The sequence below is a fragment of the Bizionia sp. genome, from assembly GCF_048259285.1.
Lineage (GTDB): Bacteria > Bacteroidota > Bacteroidia > Flavobacteriales > Flavobacteriaceae > Algorimicrobium > Algorimicrobium hallyeonense.
On record NZ_JBLXHU010000019.1, the window covers coordinates 46,001 to 65,192 of the forward strand.

General features: G+C 33.8%; 15 protein-coding genes. 13 read left to right on the top strand and 2 right to left on the bottom strand.

The genetic code is table 11. The annotated features are described in order from the left end of the window. The first annotated feature begins 3 nt into the window (after window positions 1–3). The gene (locus tag ACN0QX_RS10375; RefSeq protein ID WP_417196847.1) at window positions 4–717 is read left to right on the top strand and encodes a porin family protein; all 714 of its coding nucleotides are present in this window, start codon (window positions 4–6) and stop codon (window positions 715–717) included. Window positions 718–778: 61 nt separating this feature from the next. Here ACN0QX_RS10375 and ACN0QX_RS10380 read toward each other — a convergent pair whose 3' ends face one another. Continuing rightward, a complete protein-coding gene (locus ACN0QX_RS10380) occupies window positions 779–1,498 on the bottom strand; it encodes a TrmH family RNA methyltransferase (RefSeq protein WP_248395638.1) in 720 nt (239 codons plus the stop codon). Between the two features lie 182 nt (window positions 1,499–1,680). Here ACN0QX_RS10380 and ACN0QX_RS10385 point away from each other — a divergent pair, with 182 nt between their 5' ends. From ACN0QX_RS10385 to ACN0QX_RS10415, 7 genes are all read left to right on the top strand, one after another. Next, window positions 1,681–4,206: a BamA/TamA family outer membrane protein gene (locus ACN0QX_RS10385; protein ID WP_417196849.1), complete on the top strand. Its 2,526-nt coding sequence runs from the start codon at window positions 1,681–1,683 to the stop codon at window positions 4,204–4,206. Window positions 4,207–4,248: 42 nt separating this feature from the next. After that, a complete protein-coding gene (gene fbaA / locus ACN0QX_RS10390; RefSeq protein ID WP_248395642.1) occupies window positions 4,249–5,316 on the top strand; it encodes a class II fructose-bisphosphate aldolase in 1,068 nt (355 codons plus the stop codon). 125 nt (window positions 5,317–5,441) lie between these two features. Then, on the top strand, window positions 5,442–6,299 hold the full coding sequence (gene accD / locus ACN0QX_RS10395) for an acetyl-CoA carboxylase, carboxyltransferase subunit beta (RefSeq protein ID WP_376861910.1): 858 nt from the start codon (window positions 5,442–5,444) through the stop codon (window positions 6,297–6,299). Window positions 6,300–6,446: 147 nt separating this feature from the next. Beyond that, the gene (rpsO, locus tag ACN0QX_RS10400; protein WP_248395647.1) at window positions 6,447–6,716 is read left to right on the top strand and encodes a 30S ribosomal protein S15; all 270 of its coding nucleotides are present in this window, start codon (window positions 6,447–6,449) and stop codon (window positions 6,714–6,716) included. Window positions 6,717–6,899: 183 nt separating this feature from the next. Continuing rightward, window positions 6,900–9,155 (top strand): polyribonucleotide nucleotidyltransferase, encoded by a 2,256-nt coding sequence (locus tag ACN0QX_RS10405; protein ID WP_417196852.1) that lies wholly within the window; start codon window positions 6,900–6,902, stop codon window positions 9,153–9,155. A 249-nt stretch (window positions 9,156–9,404) separates the two neighbouring features. Then, complete coding sequence (locus ACN0QX_RS10410; protein ID WP_248395653.1) at window positions 9,405–9,809, top strand: hypothetical protein; 405 nt, start codon at window positions 9,405–9,407, stop codon at window positions 9,807–9,809. A 172-nt stretch (window positions 9,810–9,981) separates the two neighbouring features. Then, a complete protein-coding gene (locus ACN0QX_RS10415; protein ID WP_417196854.1) occupies window positions 9,982–10,578 on the top strand; it encodes a hypothetical protein in 597 nt (198 codons plus the stop codon). 196 nt (window positions 10,579–10,774) lie between these two features. Here ACN0QX_RS10415 and ACN0QX_RS10420 read toward each other — a convergent pair whose 3' ends face one another. After that, window positions 10,775–12,964, bottom strand: a complete 2,190-nt coding sequence (locus tag ACN0QX_RS10420) for a response regulator (protein ID WP_417196856.1) — start codon at window positions 12,962–12,964, stop codon at window positions 10,775–10,777. A 240-nt stretch (window positions 12,965–13,204) separates the two neighbouring features. Here ACN0QX_RS10420 and ACN0QX_RS10425 point away from each other — a divergent pair, with 240 nt between their 5' ends. From ACN0QX_RS10425 to ACN0QX_RS10445, 5 genes are all read left to right on the top strand, one after another. Continuing rightward, window positions 13,205–14,641: a glycosyltransferase gene (locus ACN0QX_RS10425; protein ID WP_417196858.1), complete on the top strand. Its 1,437-nt coding sequence runs from the start codon at window positions 13,205–13,207 to the stop codon at window positions 14,639–14,641. A 307-nt stretch (window positions 14,642–14,948) separates the two neighbouring features. Beyond that, complete coding sequence (gene proC, locus ACN0QX_RS10430; RefSeq protein WP_376861928.1) at window positions 14,949–15,755, top strand: pyrroline-5-carboxylate reductase; 807 nt, start codon at window positions 14,949–14,951, stop codon at window positions 15,753–15,755. Window positions 15,756–15,759: 4 nt separating this feature from the next. After that, on the top strand, window positions 15,760–16,536 hold the full coding sequence (gene proB / locus ACN0QX_RS10435) for a glutamate 5-kinase (RefSeq protein ID WP_248400640.1): 777 nt from the start codon (window positions 15,760–15,762) through the stop codon (window positions 16,534–16,536). 11 nt (window positions 16,537–16,547) lie between these two features. Continuing rightward, window positions 16,548–17,747: a glutamate-5-semialdehyde dehydrogenase gene (locus ACN0QX_RS10440; protein ID WP_417196861.1), complete on the top strand. Its 1,200-nt coding sequence runs from the start codon at window positions 16,548–16,550 to the stop codon at window positions 17,745–17,747. Window positions 17,748–17,961: 214 nt separating this feature from the next. After that, a complete protein-coding gene (locus ACN0QX_RS10445) occupies window positions 17,962–19,128 on the top strand; it encodes a tyrosine-type recombinase/integrase (protein ID WP_417196863.1) in 1,167 nt (388 codons plus the stop codon). Window positions 19,129–19,192: the final 64 nt, after the last annotated feature.

Here is a 19,192-nt window from a genome sequence, read left to right on the forward strand (position 1 = left end):
TTTATGAGAAAACACCTTGTCCTTTTTGGGTTTATTTTACTATCGCAAGTAGCTTCGGCACAATTATTTTCAAAAGAAAAAATCAGGAATCTGGAAACTGAAGATAAAAGGCTTTTAAGTTATGGTTTCTTTTTAGGGTACAACAGTTATGATTTTAATTTTGATTATAATTCGGATCAGGCTGATATTTTAGTAGAAAAAACAGGAGGCTTTAGTGTTGGTTTAATTGGAAATCTGCGTATTATGGAATACATGGATCTACGTTTTGAGCCTGGTTTATATATTACAACACGGAATTTAGTTTACGATGAAAGTTATTTTCAAGGTATGGAATTTACGGATACGGATTTAAAGCGCGAAGTAAAATCTACCTACATCCATTTTCCGTTGTTAATGAAATTTTCTACCAAACGTATCAATAATTTTAAGCCGTTTGTGGTTGCGGGATTATCTACAGCTTTAAATTTATCGAGTAACGAAAATAATCCAGACGATAATAGCAGCGGACAATTTAGAACTAAAAAGAATATGTTCTTTTACGAAGTTGGCTTTGGGGTGGACTTTTATCTTTACTTCTTTAAATTTACACCATCTATCCGCGGCGTTTTTGCACTTAATGACGAAATTATTCAAGATAAGGACCCTAACAGTCCTTGGACAAGCAATGTAAATACTATGAAAACGCGTGGTGTGTTTTTAAACTTTACGTTTCAGTAATTGTTAGTTGTTAAAAAATGGCATAGTTCCCGTTTCAACTCAATAACTAACATCTTAACAATTAACCCCTTTTAAATTCACTCAACAAAACAGCCGTTGCAGTAGCTACATTTAAGCTTTCAGTAGCTTGAATTGCGCCAAAGCGTGGAATACTAATGCGTTTTGTGATATGTTTTTCAATAGGTTCAGAAATGCCATTAGCTTCATTTCCCATAACTAAAACGCCTTCTGGGATTAATGCTTCATTATACACATTGTCACCATCCATAAAAGCACCATAAATTGGGGATGTAGTCGCGCTCAAATACGCATTCAAATCTGTATAGCTAACTTGCACGCGCGTAATAGAACCCATGGTTGCTTGAATAACCTTTGGGTTATAACAATCTACGGTTTGTTCACTACAAACTAAATTTTGAATTCCAAACCAATCGCATAACCTGATAATTGTTCCTAAATTTCCTGGATCGCGAATATCATCCAGGGCTAAAATAAAACCGCTTTTTGGTAGCCTTTCAACTTGAGGAATTTTAAAAATAGCCAAAGCTTGGTTGGGTGTTTTTAAGAAACTGATTTTCTTTAAATCCGTCTCTGAAATAAGCGTTTCCAAATCAGCATCCAAATTACATGTTGAAACGGTATATACGTGATGTAACTCCAAATTAGAATTTAAAAGCTCCGCTATAGTTTTTATTCCTTCAGCCACAAACAATCCATGTTGCTGTCTGTACTTTTTTTGTTTTAAACTCGTTATTAGTTTTATTTGGTTTTTTGATAACATGAAACCCATTTTTATTGGTGCAAACAAAATTAGAAATAATAAAACACAAACCTTTCAAAATGTGTCATTATATATATGCTTTATTTCCGTTGAAATAATGTATTTTTGAGGCAATTATTATATTATTTGTCAGTCCAAATTACATACCAAAAGCATCACTAAATTTTTATAAATCAGTATCCTTGAGAATACATTCTTCAAAAATAGCCTTTTATATTACGTTCGCTCTGTTTTTTGTGTCTTGTAATACCATAAAACATGTTGGAGAAGATCAGCAACTACTAACTAGCAACACCGTTACGGTGAATGATAAGGTAAATAATACGGAAACCATTAACAATTTACTTTACCAGAAACCAAACCGAAAACTATTAACAATTCCCATTCGGTTACATATTTACAATTTAGCACGGCCAAATATCGATTCTATTTTAAAAGCGAATATTGCTAAAAAACCCAATCGTGAGGAAAACTTGGAGCGCTTTCTGTCCAAAAAACAACTAGATCAATACATAGAATCTAGAAAAGGTATTAACACCTGGTTAAAAACCACCGGCGAAGCGCCCGTTATTTTAAATGATGAAAAAACCAAACGTTCTATAAATCGGTTGGAAGCTTACTATTTTCATAACGGTTGGTTTACAGCCAAAGCAACATCAGAAACCACAAAAATAGATTCCAGTCGTTCTAAAGTGGATTATTATGTAACCACAGGCGATCCTTATATAGTTGATTCTTTAAGCGTGAAAATAGCATCACCAGCAATAGACACCTTATATAATGAATCTAAAAAACAATCCCATATTCAATTAAACAAACAGTATAAAACGTCAACGTTTGAACAAGAAAAGGATCGATTAACAGATTACTTTAGAAATCATGGTGTCTATCATTTTAGTGAAGATTATATATACTTTGAAATGGACACCATTGACACAGATAAAAAAGTAAAAGTTGAATTACAAATTCAAGATCGACTCATAAAAAATGATGATTCCTCCAGGCGTGAACCGTTCACTATTTACAAAATAAAAGACGTTAACATTTATACAGACTATTCCTATCAAGATCGGAATAAGATGCAAAAAGACTCTACGAAATTTAAAGGTTACAACTTGTTTAGTAATGACAAATTACGCTTCAAGCCAAAAGCTTTAACAGATGTGGTTTTCATTACGCCCGATTCCACCTTTAGAGATAGCGACAGGACTTTATCTTACAGGCATATTTCAGAATTACGAACCTTTAAATACCCAAACATTGAATATGTTGAGAATCCCGATACCACTCTAACCGCCAATGTCTACTTAACACCTTTAAAGAAATTTGGTTTAGAATTTAGTGCTGAAGTATCTCAAAGTAACATTCAAACTATTGGACTGTCCTTTAATCCTTCTGTGCTTATGCGAAATGTTTTTGGTGGTGCCGAAACCTTACAACTAACAGCCTTCGGATCCATAGGAGCTTCAAAAGATGGCGCCAATGATGATGATAAGTTTTTTGATATTAACGAATGGGGTGCCGATTTAAAATTAACGGTTCCGCGTTTATTGCTTCCATTTAATACCCAGAAACTCATTCCAAAAAGCATGTCACCCAGCACACGAATGAGTATTTCCACTTCCAGCCAAACCAATATTGGATTGGATAAACAAACGCTTTCTGGAACACTTAATTACCGTTGGAAACCGAATTTTAAAGTCACCAACCGATTCGATTTATTTAGTGTTCAATATGTAAAAAACTTAAATCCAGATAATTATTTCAATGTATATAGCACATCCTATAATACTTTGAATGACATAGCTCAAGATATTAATTATATTGGGCCTAATGATGAGTTAGGCATACCAGATCAAGCCAATGAATTTATTCAAGAATCTATAGGCGACAACCCGCCAAATGGCTTGACTTCAGACAATATTCAGAATATTAACTACATTAATGAACGTCAGGAACGTTTAACAGAAAACAACTTAATCATTGCTTCTAGTTATAATTATGTAAGGGATAATAGAACAAGTTTATTCGACGAGAATTTCTCCATTTTTAGAGGAAAAATAGAATCGGCAGGAAATTTACTTTCTCTGGCGTCCAATGCTTTTGGAAGTCCAAAAAACGCGAATGATAATTACGAGATTTTTGATGTTGCCTATTCACAATATATTAAAACCGAATTCGATTATATTAAACATTGGGATTTAGGCAAAAAACAAGTTTTAGCACTTCGAAGCTTTTTTGGAATTGCCATTCCTTATGGTAATTCAAACAGTATTCCCTTTTCAAAAAGTTTCTTTGCAGGAGGTACTAATGACAATCGCGCATGGACTGCCTACAGTTTAGGCCCTGGAAGCTCAGACAGTAATGATGAATTTAATGAAGCCAACCTGAAGTTAGCCTTCAATTTAGAATACCGGTTTAATGTATTTGGCGATTTTTATGCCGCCTTTTTTGCCGATGCCGGAAATATCTGGAACGTTTTGGATAATATTGAAGACCCACAAGCAACCTTTACCAGTTTTCATTCTTTAGAAGATATTGCCTTAGGAACAGGATTTGGATTGCGTTACGATTTTGGCTTTATTATTTTCCGTTTTGACACGGGCTTTAAAACCTACGATCCGTCTTACGAAATGGGCAACCGCTGGCTAAATGATTATAATTTCACCAATGCTGTTTATAACATTGGTATCAATTACCCGTTTTAAGCTATTAATTTTATTATTTTTGTTTCTTTAAAACCACAAATTATGTCACATTCTATTAAACCAGGCGTTGCTACTGGACACGAAGTTCAAGCCATTTTTAAGTTAGCTAAAGAAAAAGGCTTTGCCTTACCAGCTGTAAATGTTGTTGGTTCCAACTCAATAAATGGTGTTCTGGAAACGGCTAGAGATTTAAATGCGCCCGTAATTATTCAATTTTCAAATGGTGGTGGTGTTTTTAATGCTGGAAAAGGCTTAAGTAATGAAAATCAAAAAGCCGCTATTGCTGGTTGCATTGCAGGTGCTAAACATGTGCATCTAATGGCAGAAGCCTACGGTGTTCCGGTTATTTTACATACCGATCATTGTGCTAAAAAACTATTGCCTTGGATAGATGGTTTATTGGATGCTAGTGAAGTGCATTTTAAAGAAACTGGTAAACCACTTTACAGCTCGCACATGATTGATTTAAGTGAAGAGCCAATTGAGGAAAACATAGAAATTTGCAAACGCTATTTAGAGCGCATGAGCAAAATGGGCATGACCCTTGAAATTGAATTAGGTATTACAGGTGGTGAAGAAGATGGTGTAGATAATACGGATGTGGACGATTCTAAATTATACACACAACCCGATGAAGTTGCTTACGCCTATGAAGAATTAAGTAAAGTAAGCGATCAATTTACAATTGCAGCAGCCTTCGGAAATGTACATGGTGTTTACAAACCTGGGAATGTAAAATTAACGCCAAAAATTCTTAAAAATTCGCAAGCACATATTTCAGAAAAATTTAATGTAGAACATAACCATATTGATTTTGTTTTTCATGGAGGATCTGGAAGTACAGTTGAAGAAATTCGCGAAGCCATTGGTTATGGTGTTATTAAAATGAATATTGACACGGATATGCAATATGCCTTTACATCTGGCGTTCGTGATTACATTATAGAAAAACAAGCTTATTTACAAACACAAATAGGAAATCCAGATGGCGATGATGTGCCAAATAAAAAATATTACGATCCGCGCGTTTGGCTACGTAAAGGTGAAGAAACATTTGTTGCACGTTTAAAGAAGGCTTTTGAAGACTTGAACAACGTGAACACTTTATAAAATAAAAGCGCAAAAAACACGCATTTCAAATTAAACGTGTAATTTTGCTTGTCTAACTAACGCGAATACTAACGGCTTTTAATAGTGAAAACCGTTACTCGCATAACTTAAAATCGTTAAGCACTATGTCTTGGTTTAAACGAAAAGAAAAAGGAATTCAAACCTCTACGGAGCAAAAGAAAGACACACCCAAAGGGTTGTGGTATAAATCGCCAACAGGAAAAATTGTTGATGCTAAAGAATTAGAGCAAAACTTTTACGTGAGTCCTGAAGACGGTTATCACGTAAGAATTGGGAGTAACGAATACTTCAAAATCTTATTTGACGATAATAAATTCAAGGAATTAGATGCTAAATTAGAATCTAAAGATCCTTTGAAATTTGAAGACACTAAAAAGTATCCAGACCGTTTAAAAGCGGCTCAAGAAAAAACCAAACTTCAAGACGCTGTTCGTACAGCCGTTGGAAAATCTAAAGGAAACGATTTAGTCGTTGCCTGTATGGATTTCTCATTTATAGGCGGTTCTATGGGGTCTGTGGTTGGCGAAAAAATAGCACGAGCTGGACAATATGCTTTAAAGAAAAAAATACCGTTCATGATTATCTCCAAATCTGGAGGTGCACGTATGATGGAAGCCGCTTTATCCTTAATGCAATTGGCAAAAACCTCGGTTGTTTTGGCACAATTAGCAGATGCTGGCATACCGTATATATCTTTATGTACAGATCCAACAACCGGCGGAACAACCGCCTCTTTTGCCATGTTAGGCGATATTAATATTGCAGAACCAGGTGCTTTAATTGGATTTGCTGGACCACGCGTAGTTCGTGATACCACAGGACAAGATTTACCAGAAGATTTCCAAACATCGGAATTTTTATTAGAACACGGTTTCTTGGATTTTATTTCACACCGTAAAAATTTAAAAAACAAAGTGAACTTATATATTGATTTAATTACCAATCAGCCATTAAGAGCATAATTAGGGTTACTAATTAGTAGCTAATGCCCTAAAAAACAGCGTGGGACTTTTTCAAACAAAAAACGGCTGAATAATTAAAATTTACTATATTTGCAGCTTGAAAGAAAAACTTTCATATACATAACAATCATTTACAATAATATTAGAATGTATTTATCAAAAGAAGAAAAGCAAGAGCTTTTCGCAAAACACGGTAACGGAAAAACCGATACTGGAAGCGCAGAAGGCCAAATTGCATTATTTACACAACGCATCGAGCATTTAACACAGCACTTAAAAACGAATCGTAAAGATTACAATACGGAGCGTTCATTAGTAATGTTAGTTGGTAAGCGTCGTGCATTACTAGATTACTTAATTAAGAAAGATATCTTAAGATATCGTGCTATTATTAAGGAATTAGGATTAAGAAAATAATCACATTTAAGAGGCTTCGCGCCTCTTTTTTGTTTTAAACATAACGCAATCGTAAGCGTATAAAATTCGTAAATAAGAAGCTAGATCCCGAAATAAGTTTGGGACTAAAGGTTTTTCATTGGTCACATACACACAACAACTACAACAACACAACGACCATTGTTTAATTAGAATTAAAAATTTATGATTCCAAAAGTATTTAGAGAGGTCATTGACCTTGGTGATGGCAGAGAAATTTCCATCGAAACAGGAAAATTAGCAAAACAAGCTCACGGTAGCGTTGTTGTGCAGTCAGGAAAATGTATGTTATTATGTACAGTTGTTTCCAACTACGAACAAAAAGACCTTAATTTTTTACCCTTAACGGTAGATTATCGTGAAAAATTTGCTGCTGCAGGTCGTTACCCAGGAGGTTTCTTTAAAAGAGAAGCAAGACCTAGTGATGGCGAAGTATTAACCATGCGTTTAGTAGATCGTGTTTTACGTCCATTATTCCCAAAAGATTATCATTCTGAAACACAGGTGATGATTCAGTTAATGTCTCATGACGAAAATGTTATGCCAGACGCTATGGCTGGATTAGCTGCTTCTGCTGCTATTCAATTATCCGATTTACCTTTTGAATGTCCAATCTCTGAAGCACGAGTTGGCCGTATTAATGGTGAATTCATTATTAACCCAACATTGGCGCAATTAGCAGAATCTGATATTGACATGATGATTGGTGCTTCTGCTGACTCTGTAATGATGGTGGAAGGTGAAATGGATGAAATTTCTGAAGAAGAAATGGCAGATGCTATTAAATTTGCCCATGAAGCTATTAAAATTCAATGTGACGCTCAAGTAAGGTTAGCTGAAGCATTTGGAAAAAAAGCCGTTCGTGAATATGAACCAGAAAGAACCGATGAAGATTTAGAGAAAAAAGTGTATGACATGGCTTACGATAAAGTGTATGCTATTGCAAAAGCTGGATCGGCTAAACATGAACGAAGTGATGCATTTCAACAAATAAAAGAAGATATTAAAGCCACATTTTCTGAAGAAGAATTAGAAGATTACGGCGGATTAGTATCTGAATATTACCGCAAAGCTGAAAAAGCAGCTATTCGTGATTTAACCTTAAATGAAGGATTGCGTTTAGATGGTAGAAAAACGGATGAAATTAGACCAATTTGGTGTGAAGTAGATTACTTACCATCTACACACGGTTCTGCTCTTTTTACACGTGGAGAAACACAAGCTTTAGCTACAGTAACTTTAGGAACATCTAGAGATGCTAATCAAATAGATATGCCATCGCAAGAAGGTGAAGAGCGTTTCTATTTACATTATAACTTCCCACCATTTTGTACAGGTGAAGCAAGACCAATTCGTGGAACTTCTCGTAGAGAGGTAGGTCATGGTAACTTAGCGCAACGTGCTTTAAAAGGAATGGTACCAGATGAAAGTCCGTATACAGTGCGTATAGTTTCAGAAGTATTGGAATCTAACGGCTCCTCTTCTATGGCAACTGTTTGTGCAGGAACTATGGCACTAATGGATGCTGGTGTACAAATGATTAAGCCTGTATCTGGTATTGCTATGGGATTAATTTCTGATGCTGCTTCTGGTAAATATGCTGTATTATCTGATATTTTAGGTGATGAAGATCATTTAGGAGATATGGATTTTAAAGTAACAGGAACTGCAGATGGTATTACTGCTTGCCAAATGGATATTAAAGTAAAAGGTCTTTCTTATGAGATTTTAGTAAATGCATTAAAACAAGCTCGTGAAGGCCGTTTACATATTTTAGAAAAACTAGTTGAAACAATTGCTAAACCAAATGCAGAAGTTAAGGAACATGCTCCAACTATGGTAACCAGACGTATTCCTAACGAATTCATTGGGGCTTTAATTGGACCTGGTGGAAAAGTGATTCAGGAAATGCAAAAAGAAACCGATACAACCATAGTTATTAACGAAGATCCTGTAACGGAAGAAGGTATTGTTGAAATATTAGGCGTTGGTAAAAAAGGTATTGATGCGGTTATGGCAAAAATTGATGCTATTCTATTCAAACCTACAGTTGGCAGCATATATGAAGTAAAAGTCATTAAAATGTTAGATTTTGGTGCCGTTGTGGAGTATACAGATGCACCTGGAAACGAAGTGTTATTACACGTAAGCGAATTAGCTTGGGAACGTACAGAAAATGTATCTGATGTGGTAAACATGGGCGATGTTTTTGATGTGAAGTATTTCGGGATAGATTCTAGAACACGTAAAGAAAAAGTATCGCGTAAGGCTATTTTACCAAAACCAGAAGGGTTTGTAGAAAGACCACCAAGAGACGACAAACGTTCAGGTGGACGTGATAACAGAGGTTCTCGTGACAACAGCAGAGGTCGTGATAATCGTCGTGATGACAGAAAACCAAGAGACGACAAGAAGGACTAATAATTCTTTTTATAATCTATATATAAAAGCCTATTCAAATTAATGAATAGGCTTTTTTTATTTAAAATGTTTACCAAAAGCCAATTGGAGAATGCCATAAATAAAATTATCTTTACGTTGTAACACCTTTAACCGAACCAAGAAAATAAACAATTTGAAAGTTATATTTGAGAATGTAGCTTCTATTTTTACAAATTAAAAAATAATTTGAAATACCAAAAGTATATTAATCCATTTAAAATACACATTATGAGAAAAAGCATATTATTTATCGTTTTAGCGTTAGTTAGTAATGTCTTCTTTGCACAAGAATCGAATTCTAGTAATTCTTTCTATATTAATATCTTTATAAATCAGAACAAAGATGTTAGAGTAGAATCTAACCTCGTAACAATGAATGACATTGGAGATGAAGTAAAAAATCTTATATATAATCATCGGTTCAAAGTAGATGAGAAAATAACTTATAGGATTTATGCCGACAAAGACTTGGATTTAAGTTACATAATGGATACTGAACAAAAAATATTAGAAGCATACAGTTATAACGTAAAAAGAGAAAGATATCTTTTAGAAACCGTAAAAATGAATATAGATGGTCCGAATTGGTTAGAAAAATTAGATGGTTTTGATATTAAACCCAAAAAAGGCTAATTGAGAAATAAAAAACGTGTTACAACACTATGTATATTAAATGCTTGTTTTAATATTTAATTAATAGGAAGTGCATGTTTGCTTTAATCCGATTTTCGGAACGAAAATCCTCTGATACAAATTCGCATTATTCTTAAACATAAACATTGTAGTTGATGCGAAAAACCTGCATATGAAAATAATATTTATAGTTATTGCAATTATTATTCTGTTTATACTTTACAGATATTTTGCATTCAAAAAAGAAAGCGCAAAAACTCACAAGTTGAGATTTGCTAGAATTAAACCACTTGTCGAAAAATTAGAAAACAAAGAAAAAATAAAAGAAGAAGATGTTTTGAATTATGCCAAAGATAATAAGACTCGTGAATTGACTTACCAAATACTATCTAAACATAATAAAACGGAGCTGTTCCCTAAAGAATATTTGACAATTGAAAGTGGTGCAGAAAGCAAAATGGTCAATTGGCTTGAATTTCCAACTGAATTAGACAAAGTATCTGATGACATAAAACATCTTGAAAAAGTAAAAATAGATTTTGATGGGAATAACGTATATTATCACGTATTTAGGTATATGACAAATAAACCACATTGGGCTGCGGAAAATGGATGGATGCTCGGTGTCGTTGGACCATATTTTGACGATAGTAATCCTTATGATTTTCCAGCAGCAACCTTTAGCAGATGTAGCAGTAAAGTTGGGGAAATTGACCCGAAAGATGAAGTTAAATGGGTTCACGAAAATATTGCGATGAAAAGAAAATAAAGCACTTCTTACAACCACACACATATCTTATTGCAAGTTATAACCTAGTAACTTAAATCCTCTCGGATTTTCACTCAACGAAATCATAGCCTAATCCAATTGGAACCTCATATAAGTTATAGCAATACAAACCCCTTAAACCATGCAGTTTATAAGCCTATTTCCGATTTGGAAGTAAAACCAATGTGGAATTAAACTAGATTTTAGATGAATACTTTTGGATCATCTGCAATAGTTTTCGCGTATCAAAAGGTTTGGCAATAATATCATCTATTCCGGATGCTATTGCCGTATCATAGACTTCTTCTCTTTCAAAAGCTGTTAGAGCAATTATTGGAATTTCAATCCCTTGTTCTCTAATAAGCTTTGTGGTTTCATAACCGTTAATTTTTGGCATATTGATGTCCATTAATATAGCATCATAAGTGGTGTTCTTTAACAGTTCCAAAGCCATAAAACCATCATCGGCAATTTCACATGTATAATTATTATTTTCCAAAAGCTTTTTAGTAACCATTTGGTTTATCTTATTATCTTCCACCAAAAGTACTTTTAAACCAAACTCATCCAATAAGGGATTATCCGTTTTATTTATGGGCTTTTCTTGGCTGTCCTTTTCATACGCCAACGGAATTGTAAATTCAACCGACGTACCAACGTTTTCTTCACTTTGTAATGAAATGGTTCCTTTAAATAATGTTACCAAATTTTTAACGATACTTAAACCTATTCCTGTACCTTGATAATCATCCTCTTTTCTATTAATCTGGACAAATTTCTCGAAAATTTTATCTTGATATTCTAATGGAATTCCAACACCAGTATCTGAAATTGTAAAGCAAATATAAACTAAATGTGCCTCTTGGCTTTCCAACTTTGCTGTAATGGTAACCGTACCATCGGTAGTAAACTTTAAAGAATTACTTACTAAATTGATAATAATTTGAGATAATCGGATAGAATCTCCTAAAACAAATTGTGGTATTTTAGAGTCCACCTCGACCACAATTTTATTGCGGTGTTTTTTGGCAATTACCATAAGTGAATCCTTAATGGTGTATAGCTTTTCTTCAATATCAAACAGGTTATTATCCAGAACCACCCTATTTTCTTCAAATTTATGAACCTTTAAAACATCATTAACTAATGCTAAAAGGTAATTAGCAGAAAATTTAAGTGCTTTTAAATGCGGGCTGTTTTCTAGTTCTTTGTGCTCGGTTTCAATAATATCTGTAATCCCAATAACGCCATAAAGTGGCGTGCGTAATTCGTGGCTAATGGTAGAAACAAACTGCGTTTTTAAAAGCGTGGCTTCCTCAGCTTTTTCTTTGGCTACCAATAAAGCCTCGTTGGCATGTGTTAATTCTTCATTAGTAATTTGTCGTATTTTATTCAATTTAAATTGATAATACAGCAGTAATAGTGTGGCTAAAAAAACGACAATTACTAAAATAGATAGCAATTTTAGATTATTAAATTTTTGATCTTGAATTTCTTTTTCGGCCTCTACTTTCCCAATTTTTTGTCTTAACAGTCTAATGTTTTCATTCTGTTCTAAATCTTGTAGTACTTTTTGTAAAGAGTCTGATTTATGAGCAAATTTTTCAGACTTATCAATGGCATTGGTTTTTTTGTAAAAATCCGTTAGCAATTGATAAATTTCTAATTCGTGCGAATTAGGAAAGTTTTTGGCTTTTTGAAGACAAATTTCATAGGCTTTTAAATAATTTTCTTCTGCTAAAGCATAGAATTTGTGCCATTCATGGTAGTTTCCTGTTAAGTAATAATAATAGTATTTTAACTCGCTTTCCGCTTCAAATTCATGTAAATGCGGCTTTATTTCAAGTAATAAAGCTTGAGCTTCTTCATAACTTTCAATGCTAATATACGTAGTTGCCAAATTTACAAGGTTGTATAAATATTCAACCTTGCTTATATTTTCAGAGTGATTTATTGCCTTTAAATAATATTTTATTCCGGTTTCAGTGTCCTTTTTATTAAAAGCGTATAAATTACCAAGGTTGCTATAAACCCAACTTAAAATTGTGTCATTTTGTATCTTGGTTGCGTAAATGAGCGATTTATTAAAATAGTCAATAGCATTGCCATCATCAGCTACTTGGGAGAAGTTTAAACCTATTAAGTTATAAGTTATGGCTATCTGTCTATTGTCATTATGCTTAAGTGCTAAAGAAAGTGCCTTTTTAGCTTTTTCTAAAGATTTATCATATTCAGAAGAATTAAAAAACACTCTTGAAGAGTCAATAAATCTAGTAATTTTTTTAGCTACACCTTTTTTTTCGTTGTTTAATTCTTGGATAAAAGAAAAAGACAAATTAAAAATAAATGAAAATATTAAGAATATATTTTTAGTAGTTGGAATCATTTCTAATCCTAATTTGGGACTTACAAAATAAAGCCTTTTTTTCAGATAAAACGTCGTTAAAATCCGATAAAAGTAAATATTCAGATAGAAATAGGCTGAAAATAAAAATATATTCTGCGGCTTTTGGTTCCAACCTGCTAAAACGCCGTTTTTTTCTTAAAAAAATACTAAAAAGGGTCTAAAGTTAATTTCTAATCGTACATACCTAAAAGACATTAATTTTAAACAACCCCAAAATACATGGCCCAAAAAAGTACACGCTCGTCAAAATCATTACATACCAAAATAACAAACCTTCAAAAATTAAAAGCTTTTTTAAGCCAAACATTTATTGGAAGTGATAAAACCCAAAACGTTTATAATAGGATTACATTAATTAGCACGTTGGTGTTTATTGCTATGGGTGTTTATTTATTTACCGTTTTTCATAATGATTTTGAGCAATTTAATGCAGACCGTAGAAGCTCCATTATTGGTTTAACATTTATGATTACAGCCGGAATTCTATTTATATTTAAAGTCTTTTATGTCATTTTTATGGCATATAATTATTTTAAGTATCGCGCTGTGGTATCTGTTTCGGATGAAAAATTACCAACAGTTACCATAATCGTTCCTGCCTATAACGAAGGCAAACAAGTTTGGGATACCTTAATGAGTTTGTCTAAAAGTGATTATCCCCAAGATAAAATACAGCTTTTAGCTATTGATGATGGAAGTTTAGATGATACTTGGGATTGGATGGTGGATGCCAAAAAACAGCTTGGAAACCGATTAGAAATCCTTCAACAACCAGAAAATAAAGGAAAACGTCATGCTTTATATCGTGGGTTTAATTTAGGTACTGGTGCTATTTTTGTAACTGTGGATAGTGATTCTGTTGTAGACCAAAACACCTTACGTAATTTGGTTAGTCCGTTTATAACCGATGAAAATTGTGGTGCAGTAGCTGGTAATATTCGTGTTTTGAATAATAAAAAAGCCATGCTTCCAAAAATGCTGGATGTGAGTTTTGTAATGAGTTTTGAATTTGTCCGTTCTGCCGAAAGCAGGTTAAATTCCGTTTTATGTACACCTGGCGCATTGGCTGCTTATAGAAACACCGCTGTTTTTAAGTGTTTACCCGATTGGATTAACCAAACATTTATGGGACAACCGTCAGACATTGGCGAAGATCGTGCCATGACGAATATGATACTAAAACAAGGTAAGCATGTACTATTTCAGCGAAATGCTGTTGCGTATACAAATGTTCCCGAAGAATATCCTGGGTTATATAAAATGTTTATAAGATGGGGACGCAGTAACGTGCGCGAAAATATTAATATGGCAAAATATGTGTTCACCAATTTTAAAAATGAAAGTAAGTTTGGAACGCGACTGTTATTTATTAGTCAATTCTCTAGAATTATCATGACATATCCATTCGTGCTATTTATGTTATTCTTTGTTTTAATGCACCCTTTATTATTTTTGGGTTCTACCCTATTAAGTATTTTAGTAACCTCAACATTTTCGGTTTTATTTTATGCACATCGCTACGAAATAAAAGAATCTTTTTGGGCATATACCTATAGTATTCTTTACACATTTGGTCTGTTTTGGATAGCACCTTATGCTATTGCAACAGCAAGTAGACGTGGTTGGTTAACACGCGGATTAGCAGAAAAAAAATAATAGATTCTAGATTAAAAACATCAAGCCTTACAAGAAATTGTAGGGCCTTTTTTTGGCACAGCCTTGTGATCACTTGATCAAAAACCAGTGAATTCCCGACAGCCTGTCACCTTTTTGTCAGTTTCAACAAAATTACAAAATACATATTTCGCAACAAATGTTTGGTTTTTTTATGAATTCACTAAACATTACCCCTAAAACACATGTATATAGGATTTTTTAAAATTAACTTTATTATTCGGGTCTTCCGTATAGTCCTTGTACACTACACACCAATTAATAATGATAATCAACACCTTACAAAAACATGAAAGTATTAGTAATTGGAGCAGGAAATATGGGATTAACTTATTCCGAAGGTATGGCGGCATCGTCTCTTTTAGGAAAACACAATCTGAAGATATATGATACGGATCCTAAAAAAATTACAAGATTAAATAAAGAACCACATTTTGATGTTTACGATAATTTAGAAGATTGTTTACCAATAGCAGATATTGTATTTCTTGCCGTAAAACCTTACCACATTGAGGACTTATTTAAAACCATGGCATCACAAATTAACGATCAGCAAATATTTGTATCACTAATGGCTGGTGTAACTATAGACACGATTAAAACCCAACTCGGTGCAACTAAAGTAGTACGGGCTATGCCAAATTTACCAGCAAAAGTTGGAAAAGGTGTTACATCTTATACCGAATCTCCTGAAGTTTCTAAAGTAGAATTGATTATGGTTCGGAATTTACTAGATACGACAGGAACCTCCATACATGTGGATACAGAAAATTTCATTGATGCCTCAACCGGTATTTCAGGAAGTGGACCAGCTTATGTGTTCTACTTTATGCAATCTATGCTGGATGCTGCTTTAAAAATGGGCTTCTCTGCTTATGATTCTAAAGTATTAGTAAGCAACACCTTTGAAGGTGCTATTGAATTATTTAATCAATCAGATATTTCACCAGAAACATGGATTAACCGTGTAGCTAGTAAGGGTGGAACCACACAAGCAGCCATAGACTCTATGGACGATAATAATGTAAAACAGCTTATTGAAGATGCCGCTTATGCCGCATTTGATAGAGCAATAGAATTAGGAAAAGAAAAATAAAATGATGGACGACGACATTAAGCGCGTAGTAGTAAAAGTAGGAACAAACGTATTAACCAATAAGGACAACCGAATTTTAGGACCTGTTTTAAGAGAATTGGTTCGCCAGATAGCTGTGCTTTATGAGCGCGATGTTATGGTAGTTCTAGTTTCTTCAGGTTCGGCAATTGCTGGAAAAGAGGTTCTAGGTAAAATGAGTCTCACGGATAAATCTATTAGACGCCAAGTTTATTCGGCCGTTGGTCAACCAAGAATGATGCGTCATTATTATAGCCTTTTCCATGACTATGGTATGCGCTGCGCACAAGTTTTAGCAACAAAACGCGATTTTGACCCTGGCAAACACCGTGAAAATATGATTAATTGTTATGAAGGCCTATTATCTGAAGGTATTGTGCCAATTGCCAATGAAGATGATGCCGTTTCCATAACCATGTCTATGTTTACTGATAATGATGAGTTGGCTAGTTTGGTAGCAGAATTAATTGATGCAGACCGTTTAATAATATTATCAGATACGGATGGCCTTTACACTGGGCATCCAGATGATGAAGATTCCATAAAGATTAATGAGGTTTCGTTTAATCAAAATGTGGAACAATACGTAAAAGCTTCAGGTAAAAAAGAAGGCGAAGGTCGTGGTGGTATGGCATCCAAATTACGAATTGCAAAAGGCACAGCACAAAAGGATATTCCAACATATATTGCCAATGGAAAACGAGCAAACGTAATTGTTGATATTCTTGACAACAAGGAAGTAGGAACCAAATTTATTCACTAAAAACAACACACATGGAATTATTACATACAGATAAAAAAAATGACGTTTTAAATGCAATGATTAAAATTATTGATCGCGAACGAGACAACATCATTAAAGCCAACAAGCAAGATTTAGATGCTTTTGATAAAGACGATCAAGCCTTATACGACCGACTAGTGGTTAACAACGCTAAAGTGGATGGTATGATTCAGGCTATTACAGAAGTACGTGAACAAGACGACCCTGTTGGTGCCACTATTTCAGATATGACGTTGGATACTGGTTTACAAATTACCAATAAAACAGCTCCATTTGGGACGATTATGATTATATATGAATCCCGACCAGACGTTACTATTGAAGCTGCTGTTTTAGCGTTTAAAGCCAACAATAAAATTTTACTAAAAGGTGGAAAAGAAGCTATTAATAGTAATCTCATTTTAGAAAAATGCTGGCATGAAGCATTAGAAGAAAATGGCTTATCTAAAGATTGGATTAAACTATTGCATTTAAAGCGTGAAGAAACACAGGAATTTTTAAGAAACCCAACAGAGAAAATCGATTTAATTGTACCTCGTGGTGGCGAACGTTTAATTAAGTTTGTAAAGGACCACGCTACCTGTGCCGTTTTAATTTCAGGACGTGGCAACAACTTTTTATATGTTTCTAAAGGTGCGGATTGGGAAAAAGCCGTAAAAGTGATTATAAATGCAAAAACTGATAAAATTTCAGGATGCAATGCATTAGATAAAGTATTAATTGATAAAAATATTTCTAATTACGAAGCGAAAGTAACAGCACTCCAAAAAATATTAGAGCATGTTGGTGTATCGTTAGTTGTGGATAAAAAAATAGGACAGATTTTAACCAAGGAAACCCAAATACCAAACGAAGATACCTGGTACGAAGAATTCCTAGCCATGAAATTATTAGTAGCCGAAGTGGATGGATTAGATGAAGCCATAGAAACCATAAACAAATATTCTGGAGGACATTCCTCCACCATAATAACAGAAAACAAAAACGAAGCAGCCTCCTTCATGCAAGAAATAGACAGCGCTGCGGTTTACCACAATGCTTCTACCCGATTTACCGATGGAGGACAAATGGGTGTTGGCGCCGAATTAGCCATAAGCACGGACAAACTGCATCACCGCGGACCATTAGGCTTAAAACAATTGGTAACCAATAAATATTATGTATTTGGCGATGGCCATGTACGCGTTTAAACAATAATTTAAACATGTTACAAACGGCATTGGTTAAAACTGATGCCGTTTTTTTTGTTATACGATATGTAAGAATGTAAATACACAAATTAGACGTTTACTGGCATGACAACAGCCTAGAATATTATAAAAAAGGCAATTTTATTAAAAATTACACCTTACTATGGATAGGCTTTTTTTCTTATCTTTAGGTGTAACATATTAATACACAAGCATGAACGCCATAACTCTAGAACCATTTACACATAATGCAAAAAGCTGCATTGCCATAAAATTTGCTTATAATTTTGAAACAAAAGAATATATAAAAAAATTTAAAGGAGTTTATTGGACAAAAACACATAGAACATTTTATATTTATTATGATGAAGTTAGACTGGAGGATTTTAAAAACCACCTTAAAAAATCAGGTATACGGCTTTTAGAAAAACAAAATGAAAGGAGTGTGCCACGTTATAGCAAGGGTGTTAAATTAGAGCTAAAACCTTTAAATCAAGAAAAAACGCTAGTTTATCGACATTTTTTAACATTCCTTAAAGGTAAAAGATTTAGTGCAAGTACAATAGCTTCGTATGGCGGATTTATACTCGAATTTTTGCGCTTTACAGATTCCAAACCGGTAAACAACCTCAACGAAAATGACGTGAGGCACTATATTGAATGGGCTGTAGAAAAATTAAATTATGCCATTAGCACACATAGACAAATGGTAAGTGCCTTTAAGCATTTTGCTTATTTTTATCCAGCGTGCTCCATAGATACAGATAAAATTTTTATGCCTAAAAAAGATAAAAAATTACCTGTTATTTTAAATATTGAAGAAGTGCTACTTATATTAAAAGCGACTAGAAACTTAAAGCATCGTATTACAATAGGCATGCTATATGGATCTGGATTACGAATTGGAGAAATTATAAACCTAAAACTTTCTGATTTTGATTTTAATCGGAAATTATTACATATACAAAATTCAAAAGGCAGAAAAGACAGATATACAACCATAGCCGAAAGTTTATTTCCATTATTAAAAAACTATTATTCCGCCTACAAACCAAAAACATACTTTATTGAAAACCCAAAAAACGGTAAATATAGTCCGGAATCAATTCGCTCTTTTTTAAGGAAAAGTACTAAAGCTGCGGGAATAACAAAACATGTCACACCTCATACACTGCGGCATAGTTATGCCACGCATATGTTGGAACAAGGAACAGATATTCGGTATATACAAGAGCTTTTAGGACACAGCAGGCCAGAAACCACTATGATTTATACGCAGGTTACAAAAAAAGATTTACAGCAAATAAATAGCCCTTTGGATACTGCTGTAAAAAAATTATCTTTACGGGATAACGGTAACTCAAAACTTACTATATCCTGACATATTTACGGGATATAAGTAATAAAAGTTACTATATAACGAGTTAGCGGTCATTGAAAAAAAC

Coding starts and splice junctions, on each gene's coding strand:
- proB (WP_248400640.1), top strand. CDS start 15,760: ATGGACGACGACATTAAGCGCGTAGTAGTAAAAGTAGGAACAAACGTA.
- ACN0QX_RS10410 (WP_248395653.1), top strand. CDS start 9,405: ATGAGAAAAAGCATATTATTTATCGTTTTAGCGTTAGTTAGTAATGTC.
- ACN0QX_RS10445 (WP_417196863.1), top strand. CDS start 17,962: ATGAACGCCATAACTCTAGAACCATTTACACATAATGCAAAAAGCTGC.
- ACN0QX_RS10375 (WP_417196847.1), top strand. CDS start 4: ATGAGAAAACACCTTGTCCTTTTTGGGTTTATTTTACTATCGCAAGTA.
- rpsO (WP_248395647.1), top strand. CDS start 6,447: ATGTATTTATCAAAAGAAGAAAAGCAAGAGCTTTTCGCAAAACACGGT.
- ACN0QX_RS10380 (WP_248395638.1), bottom strand. CDS start 1,498: ATGTTATCAAAAAACCAAATAAAACTAATAACGAGTTTAAAACAAAAA.
- fbaA (WP_248395642.1), top strand. CDS start 4,249: ATGTCACATTCTATTAAACCAGGCGTTGCTACTGGACACGAAGTTCAA.
- ACN0QX_RS10405 (WP_417196852.1), top strand. CDS start 6,900: ATGATTCCAAAAGTATTTAGAGAGGTCATTGACCTTGGTGATGGCAGA.
- ACN0QX_RS10425 (WP_417196858.1), top strand. CDS start 13,205: ATGGCCCAAAAAAGTACACGCTCGTCAAAATCATTACATACCAAAATA.
- ACN0QX_RS10420 (WP_417196856.1), bottom strand. CDS start 12,964: ATGATTCCAACTACTAAAAATATATTCTTAATATTTTCATTTATTTTT.
- ACN0QX_RS10415 (WP_417196854.1), top strand. CDS start 9,982: ATGAAAATAATATTTATAGTTATTGCAATTATTATTCTGTTTATACTT.
- proC (WP_376861928.1), top strand. CDS start 14,949: ATGAAAGTATTAGTAATTGGAGCAGGAAATATGGGATTAACTTATTCC.
- accD (WP_376861910.1), top strand. CDS start 5,442: ATGTCTTGGTTTAAACGAAAAGAAAAAGGAATTCAAACCTCTACGGAG.
- ACN0QX_RS10440 (WP_417196861.1), top strand. CDS start 16,548: ATGGAATTATTACATACAGATAAAAAAAATGACGTTTTAAATGCAATG.